Origin of the sequence: Tianweitania sp. (assembly GCF_032053605.1) — a bacterium.
GTDB lineage: Bacteria > Pseudomonadota > Alphaproteobacteria > Rhizobiales > Rhizobiaceae > Tianweitania.
The window spans coordinates 1-9,810 of sequence record NZ_DAMBUH010000120.1; the positions used below are offsets into that span (position 1 = coordinate 1).

Genomic DNA, 9,810 nt, shown 5'->3' on the forward strand with positions numbered 1-9,810 from the left:
TTCTGGTCAGCGGCCTTCTCGAAATAACCGACCGCGCGCGTCAGCGCCTCCGGTGTCGGCTCACCCTCTCCGGACAGCACCATCTGCGCGAAGTTAAACTGGGCGAGACGATTGCCGGCATTGGCGGCTTCTTCCATCAGGGCGAAGGCCTGCTTGTTGTCGCGCTTCACACCGCGGCCGTCGAGCAGCATCATGGCATATTGAAACTGCGCTTCCGACACACCACGCTCGGCGGCACGGCTGTACCATTTGGCGGCTTCCGCCTCGTCGCGCTTGACGCCGAGGCCGCGCGAGTAAATCTCCGCGATCAGCACCTGCGCCGCGGAATCGCCAAGCTCGGCGCGCGGTTCGGCGAGATTGCGGGCGGTGACATAAAGGCCGCGCTGATAGGCGCCGAAGGCTTCATCGGGCGCCCGCTGGCCGAAGCGCCGAGGTAGCGCCTCTTCCACCTTCGGCGCACCGGGACGGTCGCCATCCGGTCCTTGTGCCGCCGCCGGCAAAGCGGTGAGGCAGGCAAGAAACAGAAGCAGGATGCGAAACGCGTGCGACATCGGGTTCGAACCGGATCTATTCGGTGAAGCGTGGGGCGGATTGTTCGAGCAGCGCGTTGACTGCGGCAACGGCATCAGCCGGCGTGCCATTCGCGCCATCGAAGACGGCCGCGGATAGAGCCACGAAATCGGCGCCGGTTTCAGCCACCGCGAGCGCCGATGCGATGTCGGTGCCGCCGAGCACGATGCAGGGCAGCGCAATCATCTCCGACCACCATTCGGTGAGCTTCAGATTGCGGCTGTGGGCTTCCGGCTTGTTGTCGTAGCCGAAGCGGCCGAAAAACACGTAATCCGGCTGGGCTTCACCGAGATCCAGCGCTTCATCGCGCGTCTTGATGCCGCCGGCGCCCACCATCAGACGGCCGTCGAGATGCTCGATCTGTTCGGCGAGATCGGCGGGATTGGTTTCCAGATGCACGCCATCGGCCTTGATGCGGCCGGCGATGCGGGTGTCGTTCTCGATCATCACCGCGACGCCTTTTTCCTGCGCCAGCGGAAGAAGCGCTTCGCCAAGCTTCTGCAGGCTGGCTTCATCGCGGCTGCCGACGGGAATGATGAGCGACGCGACATCGCCGCCCGACAGTGCGCTTTTTACCTTGGCCGTGCAGTCGCCGATCTCGCCTTCAACAGGCGCAATCAGAACAAGGCGGCAGCGATCGGGCAAAGCGGTTCTGGACATGGATTGGCTATCTCAGGAGATCATGGTGCGAGTGGGGCACGCCTAGCGCAGCCGGTGCGTCTTGAACAGAGTGGGACTTCTTAACGCTTCATTAAGGTTTACAGGTGCTTACTGTGGGCATCCAGCGATCCTGGATTTGACCGAGTGGTGCAGCCACTTTGTTTGACGCCTCCCTGTTAACTCCTGAGAGCCGCTTTCCCGCGGCTCTTTTTTTTGGCGTGGGCTGTGCACAAAGGACGTCTCGTCTGCTGCGGCCCCAATCCCGCCGTTAACCTTCTGTTAAACATGTGCTTGCTTTGCAGTGGAGAGGATTGCACTCTCCATTCGCACGACGTGGTGGAACCAATAGTCCGCTGTGGCGTCGATTGCGCGAGTGTGTGAGTCCCAGGAGTCCTTGATGAGCGAAGCGGAACGGAACGTTCCCGTCAACCTGGCGGAGCGGCGCATACTCTCACCTTTGTTTCAGATGATCTATGACGAGGGCATGGGCCTGGTTGAACAGGCTGCCGCTTACCTCGATGGTCCGGGGCGGGTTGAAGCCAAGGTGCTCAACCGCGACGTCTCCATGCTCTACGCCGCCGAATCCATGCGGCTCACGACGCGCCTGATGCAGATCGCATCCTGGCTGCTTTTGCAGCGCGCCGCCAATTCCGGCGAGATGACGCGCGACCAGGTTTCGGCCGAAAAGGCCAAGGTGCGGCTGGATACGGCATCGGCCTGCAACGAAGCGCCCTTGTTTGCCGACCTGCCGCGCTCCTTCCGCGATCTGGTGGAACGCTCGCTGTCCCTGCAAACCCGGGTGCGGCGCATGGATGACGAGATCTACGGTTTGGGTCATCCCAGCCTGGCTGCGCGCGCCAACGACAATCCGGTATCCGAGCAGATCCTTCTTCTGAAAACGGCGTTCGCCCACTAAGCGTTAACCCGGAACACAATGCGAACGTGCTATGGCTTCTGCCATGGCAACAGCGATTCGCATCATCGGCATCGATCCCGGCCTCCGCCGTACAGGCTGGGGCGTGATCGAAAGCGCCGGCAACAGTCTACGCTTCATCGCGGCTGGCACGATCCAGTCCGACGACACCTGCAGCCTGGCCGAGCGCTTGTGCCAGCTGCATGACGGGCTGGCTGCAATTCTCCAGCAGTTTTCGCCGGAAGAAGCGGCGGTCGAGCATACGTTCGTCAACGTCAACCCGACCTCCACCTTGAAGCTCGGCCAGGCACGTGGCATTGCCTTGCTGGTTCCGGCACGGGCGGGTTTAGCAGTTGCGGAATATACGCCCAACGCCGTGAAGAAGGCGGTGATCGGCGTCGGTCACGGCGACAAGAAGCAGATCCAGATGATGGTGAAGGTGCTGATGCCGAAGGCCGTTTACAATGGCGCGGATTCCGCCGACGCGCTTGCGATCGCCATCTGCCATGCGCACCATCGGGTGGTGACGCGGCGCATTCCGCTGGCTGCTGCTTCTTAGATGTTCTTGACTTGTTCTGGTCGAGGGGGTAGGTAATACCGGCGAGGTATTACCATGCGTGTGACATCAAAGGGCCAGGTGACGATCCCGAAGCCGATCCGCGATCGTTTGGGGATCGAGGAGGGCAGCGAGGTCGAGTTCGTCGAGGATCAAGATGGGGTGCGTCTGGTGAGACAGACCGAGCGTGCAAACCCCGACGTGCAAGCCCGTGAGTTCCAGCAATGGTTCCAGTCCGTGCGCGGGACGATCGACACGAACGGGATGGACGGCAAGGACTTCGTGGATTGGTTGCGCGGACCCTATGAAGACCTCGACCCTTATTGATACCAATATCCTGATCGATCTCTTTGGGAGCGGGCAGATCCAGGCTTCGTCCGCTGATTTGCTGGAACAAGCCATGCGAGATGGGCCGATCGTTTTGAGCGCAATCGTGTGGGCGGAGTTTGCGACGCCGGGCATCAGCGAAGAGCAGCTTTGGAGAAAGCTGCAATGGCTGAAGCCGAAGCGGGAGGACTTCCCGTTTGAAGCGGCCTATTCTGCAGGTCTTGCACACCGAACCTACAAAGCGCGTGGCGGAACTCGGGAAAAGACATTGCCGGACTTTCTTATCGGCGCCCACGCGCTTGTTGCCGGCCACCGGCTTCTGACATGTGATGCACGGCGCTACCGCACCTATTTCCCCGACCTCGACCTCATTGCACCGGACACGCATCCATGATCGGTAAGCTCAAGGGCCTCCTGGACGAGATCGGCGAGGATCATTGCGTCATCGATGTCGGCGGTGTCGGTTATGTCGCTTTCTGTTCGGCACGCACGCTGGGCGCCTTGCCCGGGCCAGGTGAAGCGGTTTCGCTGTTTATCGAGACCTATGTGCGCGAGGACATGATCCGGCTTTACGGCTTCCGCACCCATCTCGAGCGCGAATGGTTCCGGCTGCTGCAATCGGTGCAAAGCGTGGGTGCGAAGGTGGCGCTGGCCGTGCTTTCGACGCTGACGACGTCCGAACTCGCCAATGCCATTGCACTGCGGGACATCACCATGGTGTCGCGCGCGCCGGGTGTCGGCAAGAAGGTGGCCGAGCGGATCGTGACCGAGTTGAAGACCAAGGCTCCAGCCTTTGCGGGCGAAGCCACCGGTACGATCGGGCTGAAGCAGGAACTGGGCGAGGGCGTGGCGCCCACACCCGTTGCCGATGCCGTTTCGGCGCTGACCAATCTCGGCTATTCCCGCGACATCGCGGCCAATGCGGTTGCGGCGGCCTTGAAGGAAGCGGGCGAGGGTGCGGATTCGGCCAAGCTGATCCGGCTCGGCTTGAAGGAACTGGCGCGTTGAGTTTGGTTTTATGAGCGACGCACCGCGTTTGATCACGCCCGAAAAGCGCAGCGAGGATGTTGATGCCTCCTTGCGGCCGCAAGTGCTGGACGATTTCGTCGGCCAGGCTGCCGCGCGTGCCAACCTCAAGGTCTTCATCGAGGCCGCGCGGGGTCGCGGCGAGGCGCTGGACCATGTGCTATTCGTGGGACCGCCCGGTCTCGGCAAAACCACGCTGGCGCAGATCATGGCGCGCGAACTGGGCGTCAATTTCCGCTCGACCTCCGGGCCGGTTATCGCCAAGGCGGGTGATCTTGCGGCACTGCTGACCAATCTCGAAGATCGCGACGTGTTGTTTATCGACGAGATCCATCGCCTCAGCCCGGCGGTGGAGGAAATCCTTTATCCGGCGATGGAGGATTTCCAGCTCGATCTCATCATCGGCGAAGGGCCGGCCGCGCGCTCGGTGAAGATCGACCTGGCAAAGTTCACGCTGGTGGCCGCGACCACGCGGCTTGGGCTGCTGACGACGCCATTACGCGATCGGTTCGGCATTCCGGTGCGGCTCAATTTTTACACGGTGGATGAGCTGGAACTGATCGTGCGGCGCGGTGCGCGGCTGATGGGCCTGCCGATCGATGATGCCGGCGCGCTGGAAATTGCACGCCGCGCACGGGGAACGCCGCGCATTGCCGGCCGTCTGCTGCGCCGCGTGCGCGACTTCGCGGATGTCGCGAAGGCGGAGAAGGTCACGCGGCAGATTGCCGACGCCGCCCTGTCGCGGCTCGATGTGGATTCGCTCGGCCTGGACCAGCTTGACCGGCGTTACCTTACGATGATCGCCAACAATTTCGGCGGTGGGCCGGTGGGGATCGAGACGATCGCGGCGGGACTGTTCGAGCCGCGCGATGCGATCGAGGACATCATCGAGCCCTTCCTGATCCAGCAGGGCTTCATCCAGCGCACCCCGCGCGGGCGCGTGTTGACGGCCAATGCCTGGAAGCATCTCGGGCTGGAAGCGCCGCGCGATCTTGCACAACAGCAGATCGCGCTCTTCCAGGAGGAAGACTGATCAGTCGCGCACGATCAAACCGAGCTTGCGGCGCAGGAGTTCGATGCGGCGATCGAACATGTGATGCCGATCCTCGCGCAGGGTGACGCTCTGGACCATGCCGATCAGCTGTTCCTTTTCATGCTCGCTGAGCTTGTCCTTGAGGAGCGCTGCGGCCTTGTCGATCACGATCGGCACGTCGGCGACCTGGTTGGTGGCCCACTTCGCGTAAACCACGGCCTCGTCGACCTGGCGGTCGGATCCGGCGATGGTCGCGATTTCGAGGCGCAACCGTTCTTCCAGCTCATCGGAGATCAGGGCGTCTTCGGCGGCGATGGCGAGGATGACGGTGGCGGCCGCGACCACCGGATCATCGATGGCCGTGACCGGAGAAATCGCGGACTTCTTCCGCATGGCGTTGCGCCGGATATTGCCGCGCACATGGCCGATCGCATCCGCCACTTCGCCGGCGGCCTTGCCCATATATTGAATGCGGTACCACCAGAACGCGGCTGCGGCGACGATACCAACGATCGCGATCAGAATATGCATCGAAGTCCTCTGCGGTAAGCTGTTGGTGGTGGGGAATGGCGCCTCAGGGCTGGGCTTCTGTGAGGCCGAGTGCTTCGCGCAACGCGACGATCCGGTTGGCGGTGTGGGCCGGCCGATGCGGGCTGGCGGAAAAGACGTTCTGCACCATGTCGACAAAGCGCAGCCGCTCGGCGACCGTGAGGCGTTCGCTCAAAGTTGCGCCGAGGATCTGGATCACGTCCATGACGCGCGTGGTCTTGCGCTGAAGCCGCTTGGCCTCGCGCATGCCGGTTTCGATCTGGTCAGGACCGGCAACCTCGGAGAGCGCTTCTTCAAGCCGGTACTCGACGCGTTGCGGCACGTCCTTGCCTTCGCAGACGATGGAAAGGATCAGCGTGGCGGCGATCGTGACGGTGTCATCGACCTGCAGCATGGGGGCGACGGAGCCGAGATGGGCTTGATGATCAGCGCGCAAACGCTTGGCCGTGGTGGAAAGCGCCGTCGTCATCTCCTTGCCGGCTTTGCGCGCGTGCTGGATCCGATACCACCAGTAACCAACGGCAAGTAACAGGCCGACAAGGCCGACTAGAATATGCATTCCCTCTCCCGTCGGTCCGCGTGTGGCGACGTTGCTGAATTCCTATGATGATCCGAACCGGATTTGAAGGGGTTTTACTTTGCTAAAGTGCGAATGACCTGAAGAACATCAGGCTCGGCGGCCTCGCCACCAAAGCTTTCCACTATGCCGAAGGCGCCGCCATAACCCCATATGGCCCAGGCGAAATCATGCTTTTCCGCGGCCGCAATCACGTCTTTCGCATATGTGGCGCGGCTGGCGGCGGGCATGATGAAGGGGTTCTGGTATTCCTGTCGGATCATGCCGAACTCGCCGAGCAGGATCCGATCGGGCGCCACGCGATTGCGTTTGGCCCAGTCCGCCACCTGGTCGAAGGGGCGCTGGATCACGGCGTCGAGCTTTTCGGGCGTGTCCAGTTCGGCCAGCTGCTCGTCGAGATAAGCGAGCATGCCCGCGCGGCGATGAAGAGGGGCTTCGTTTTCGATGCGCTTGCGGATGGTGTCGCGCGTTTCTGCCGTGGACGCGTCGAGCGGGTAGGGGAGGCCGGTGACATAGCGGATGAAGTCGCCGGCCCACATCGCGCCCTGATGGGTGAGGAGGAAGGGCTGGTAGGAATGGAAGGTCCAGATAACGTTCTCGTCGGGAATGTTCTTGGCTTCCATAGCGACGAGGCCATCCGCATTCCCGGCACAGCCGCCGGTGAGAACGAGGGTGAGCTTGGTGGCGGACGAGCGGGCGGCGGCGTAGAGTTTTGGCAATCGGTCGCGCCAGTCGGCGTTGCCGTTCTCGTCGCACACCGTGCCGGGCTCGTTCATCAGTTCGAGCGCAACACTTGACGGGTCCTCGTTTGCAAGCGTGCGGCCCATGCGGCGGGTAAGCTCGATGTAGCGGTCGAAGGTCTCAGTTGAGCCGAGCACGCCGGACATGCCGTGGGCCGGATTGTCGTCACGCTCGATCAGGTGCAGATCGACGATGACCTTCAGCCCGGCTGCGTTGACCATGCGCACGGCATCAAGCACTTCCGCGAACAGGCGGTCATGCAGGGCTTCGGCCTTCGCCGACAGAAACGGTGCGGGATCGATCGGCATGCGCACGAAGTCGAAACCGTCTGCTTTCAGCTGTGCGAGTTTGTCTGGACCAACGAAGCGCTTCCATTCGGGGAAAGGAAGGAGTGCCGTTTCATCATGCCAGCGATCTTCGGTGGGCCAGGTGACCCATTGGTCGAGATTGATGCCGCGCTTCATCATAAAGCTGCCCGCCGGCGAGGGAGCGATCGCGGCCAGCAGAAGGCCGGCGGCGAGGAGGCAAGTCTTGATCCAGACAAATGATGGTGCCATGCGGCAAGTCATGTCAGCTCGAGATCACAGAGAAAAGACCGCATGACCGATCATGGTGAATTCGACGCCGCCGCCGCCCAAGTGAACCCGAGCGTCGGGCTGGCGGGCACGCTGTTTCCCGGCGGGCATAGCCTGGAAGCGCGCGTTTACTTCGCGGACACGGATTTTTCCGGCGTGGTTTACCATGGCCGCTACCTTGAATTCTTTGAGCGCGGGCGGTCCGATTATCTGCGGCTAGCCGGCGTGCATCACAAGGAACTCGCCGCAGGTCAGCACGGCGAGGCGCTGATCTGGGTGGTAACGCGCATGGAGATTGACTGGCGCTCGCCGGCGCGGATCGACGATGTGCTGACGATCGAAACCCGCACGCAGGCGATTTCGGGCGCGCGCATCACCATGGCGCAGGTCATCAAGCGCGGCGCCACAGTGCTGGTGCAGGCCAAGGTGCAGGCTGCGGTGCTCGGGCCAGATGGCCGACCACGGCGATTTCCGAGGGAATGGATCGACGCTTTTCAGCCGGACGAGCCCGCCTGAGTTTCATCGTTACCGATCCTTAACCTTACTGCTTCATCAACGAAAGCTGGATGATTAGAGGATTTCGACGCGCCTTCGTTTGACCAAGATTTGCCGAGAGAAGCCGAAACAAGCGTGAAAATGCAGGTTCGGCTTTGTCGGCGGACAAGTCAGGCGCAGCGCGAGGGTGTTTCACAACCCGTTTCGATCAAGGATCTGTTGAGATGGAAACGTTGCCATTGGCTGCGACAGCCCATGATATGTCGATCTGGGGTCTGTTCTGGCAGGCCGGCTGGATCGTCAAATTCGTGATGATCGGTTTGTTGGTGGCCTCGGTCTGGACCTGGGCCATCGTGGTGGACAAGGTCATCTCGTTCAACCGCATGCGCGCGGCGTTGAACCGCTTCGAACAGACCTTCTGGTCGGGCCAGTCGCTGGAAGAGCTTTATCGCAGCCTTTCGGACAAGAACACGATGGGCATGGGCGCGATCTTCGTGGCCGCCATGCGCGAATGGAAGAAGAGCTTTGAGAAGGGCGCCCGTTCGCCGATCGGCCTGCAGAACCGCATCGACAAGGCGATGGACCTTGCCCTGACCCGCGAAATGGAGCGCCTTGAGGGCCGCTTGAGCTTCCTCGCCACCGTGGGCTCGGCCGCCCCGTTCGTTGGCCTGTTCGGTACGGTTGTGGGCATCATGACCTCGTTCCAGGCCATTGCCGGATCGAGCTCCACCAACCTCGCAGTTGTGGCGCCGGGTATTGCCGAAGCGCTGCTGGCAACCGCGATCGGCCTCGTTGCCGCTATTCCGGCGGTTATCGCCTACAACAAGCTCTCCACCGATGCCGCCAAGCTTTCCAGCCGCATGGAAGGCTTTTCGGACGAGTTCTCTGCCATCCTTTCGCGCCAAATCGATGAAAAGGTCGTGCAGCGTGCAGCGGCCTAAGGCCCAAGCGCAGCGCAAGGAGTGATCCTCAGATGGGTATGTCAGTCAGCCAGGGTGCAGGTAAGGGCGGTCGTCGCCGCCGTGGCCGCAAGCATGGCGTGATGTCCGAGATCAACGTCACGCCGATGGTGGACGTGATGCTCGTGCTCCTCATCATCTTCATGGTTGCAGCACCCATGCTGACTGTCGGCGTGCCGATCGACATGCCGGAAACGCAGGCCAAGGCGCTGAATGCCGATACGCAGCCGATCACGGTGACCGTGAACCAGGCCGGCCAGGTTTATCTGCAGGAAACCGAGATTCCGGCGGAAGAGATCGTGGCCAAGCTTCAGGCGATCGCGCAGACCGGCTATGAAGAACGCATCTTCGTGCGCGGCGACAAGTCGGCGGATTACGGCATGGTGATGCAGGTGATGGCGCGTATCAACGCAGCCGGCTATCGCAATCTCGGCCTCGTGACGCTGCCGGACCAGACGAACTGAGATGGACATGAAGGCGGGGCTCACCACATCGGTAGTTCTGCATGCGGCAGCGCTTGGCATTGGCCTGCTGACGCTGTCGGCGCCTGCGCCGCTTGACGCCGGTTCGCAGGAGTCTTTTCCGGTCGATATCGTGCCGATGGCCGAATTTGCCGAAAGCGTGAAGGGCGACAAGGAAGCACCGGTTTCCGAAAAGCCGGCGCCTGTTCCCACCACGCGGCCTGAAACGATGGCCGAAGCGCAGAATGTCGGCGACAACGATGCCGACCTTTCGACGCCTCCGACCGACAAGCCCGCCAAGCGCGAAGTCGAAACGGCCGCCGCGCAACCGCCTGCGCCCGAGCCGACGCCGAAGCCCGTGGAAGAGC

Annotated in this window: 14 protein-coding genes and 1 pseudogene; 10 read left to right on the forward strand and 5 right to left on the reverse strand. The window is 62.0% G+C overall.

Annotated elements, in window-relative coordinates:
- On the reverse strand, nucleotides 1-551 hold a 551-nt coding region (locus tag RTX98_RS18050; RefSeq protein WP_312798183.1), incomplete at its 3' end, for a tetratricopeptide repeat protein.
- Between the two features lie 16 nt (nucleotides 552-567).
- Nucleotides 568-1,230: a thiamine phosphate synthase gene (locus RTX98_RS18055; protein WP_312798184.1), complete on the reverse strand. Its 663-nt coding sequence runs from the start codon at nucleotides 1,228-1,230 to the stop codon at nucleotides 568-570.
- 397 nt (nucleotides 1,231-1,627) lie between these two features.
- On the opposite strand from RTX98_RS18055, the gene RTX98_RS18060 reads away from it, so the two are divergent.
- The 6 genes from RTX98_RS18060 to ruvB are packed head-to-tail and all read left to right on the forward strand — an operon-like array spanning nucleotide 1,628 to nucleotide 5,085.
- The gene (locus RTX98_RS18060; protein WP_189505546.1) at nucleotides 1,628-2,146 is read left to right on the forward strand and encodes a DUF1465 family protein; all 519 of its coding nucleotides are present in this window, start codon (nucleotides 1,628-1,630) and stop codon (nucleotides 2,144-2,146) included.
- Between the two features lie 43 nt (nucleotides 2,147-2,189).
- The gene (gene ruvC / locus RTX98_RS18065; protein ID WP_312798185.1) at nucleotides 2,190-2,702 is read left to right on the forward strand and encodes a crossover junction endodeoxyribonuclease RuvC; all 513 of its coding nucleotides are present in this window, start codon (nucleotides 2,190-2,192) and stop codon (nucleotides 2,700-2,702) included.
- A 54-nt stretch (nucleotides 2,703-2,756) separates the two neighbouring features.
- Nucleotides 2,757-3,026: an AbrB/MazE/SpoVT family DNA-binding domain-containing protein gene (locus RTX98_RS18070; protein WP_312798186.1), complete on the forward strand. Its 270-nt coding sequence runs from the start codon at nucleotides 2,757-2,759 to the stop codon at nucleotides 3,024-3,026.
- Nucleotides 3,004-3,420, forward strand: a complete 417-nt coding sequence (locus RTX98_RS18075) for a type II toxin-antitoxin system VapC family toxin (RefSeq protein ID WP_312798187.1) — start codon at nucleotides 3,004-3,006, stop codon at nucleotides 3,418-3,420. The genes RTX98_RS18070 and RTX98_RS18075 overlap by 23 nt, the downstream gene beginning before the upstream one ends.
- Nucleotides 3,417-4,034: a Holliday junction branch migration protein RuvA gene (gene ruvA, locus RTX98_RS18080; protein ID WP_312798188.1), complete on the forward strand. Its 618-nt coding sequence runs from the start codon at nucleotides 3,417-3,419 to the stop codon at nucleotides 4,032-4,034. The genes RTX98_RS18075 and ruvA overlap by 4 nt, the downstream gene beginning before the upstream one ends.
- A 10-nt stretch (nucleotides 4,035-4,044) precedes the next feature.
- On the forward strand, nucleotides 4,045-5,085 hold the full coding sequence (gene ruvB, locus RTX98_RS18085) for a Holliday junction branch migration DNA helicase RuvB (RefSeq protein WP_312798189.1): 1,041 nt from the start codon (nucleotides 4,045-4,047) through the stop codon (nucleotides 5,083-5,085).
- On the opposite strand, the gene RTX98_RS18090 is transcribed toward ruvB, so the two are convergent.
- The 3 genes from RTX98_RS18090 to RTX98_RS18100 all read right to left on the reverse strand — a co-directional run bounded on the left by RTX98_RS18090 (nucleotide 5,086) and on the right by RTX98_RS18100 (nucleotide 7,509).
- Entirely contained in the window at nucleotides 5,086-5,616 is a 531-nt protein-coding gene (locus RTX98_RS18090) for a hypothetical protein (RefSeq protein ID WP_312798190.1), read from the reverse strand. It lies immediately after the preceding gene.
- A gap of 43 nt (nucleotides 5,617-5,659) precedes the next feature.
- Nucleotides 5,660-6,193, reverse strand: a complete 534-nt coding sequence (locus tag RTX98_RS18095; RefSeq protein WP_312798191.1) for a hypothetical protein — start codon at nucleotides 6,191-6,193, stop codon at nucleotides 5,660-5,662.
- Between the two features lie 74 nt (nucleotides 6,194-6,267).
- Nucleotides 6,268-7,509 carry a glycoside hydrolase family 5 protein gene (locus RTX98_RS18100; protein WP_312798192.1) on the reverse strand — a complete coding sequence of 414 codons (1,242 nt, stop codon included), beginning with the start codon at nucleotides 7,507-7,509 and terminating at the stop codon, nucleotides 6,268-6,270.
- 42 nt (nucleotides 7,510-7,551) lie between these two features.
- Between RTX98_RS18100 and ybgC the strand changes: the two genes are divergently transcribed.
- The 4 genes and pseudogenes from ybgC to RTX98_RS18120 form a co-directional block, all read left to right on the forward strand.
- Nucleotides 7,552-8,043, forward strand: a complete 492-nt coding sequence (gene ybgC / locus RTX98_RS18105; protein WP_312798193.1) for a tol-pal system-associated acyl-CoA thioesterase — start codon at nucleotides 7,552-7,554, stop codon at nucleotides 8,041-8,043.
- A gap of 203 nt (nucleotides 8,044-8,246) precedes the next feature.
- Nucleotides 8,247-8,963, forward strand: coding sequence for a protein TolQ (gene tolQ / locus RTX98_RS18110; protein ID WP_189505558.1), 717 nt, complete (start codon nucleotides 8,247-8,249; stop codon nucleotides 8,961-8,963).
- Nucleotides 8,964-8,995: 32 nt separating this feature from the next.
- Nucleotides 8,996-9,445, forward strand: coding sequence for a protein TolR (tolR, locus tag RTX98_RS18115; protein WP_312798194.1), 450 nt, complete (start codon nucleotides 8,996-8,998; stop codon nucleotides 9,443-9,445).
- Nucleotides 9,446-9,452: 7 nt separating this feature from the next.
- Nucleotides 9,453-9,810 (forward strand): annotated as a pseudogene (locus tag RTX98_RS18120) (hypothetical protein); the annotation flags it as partial.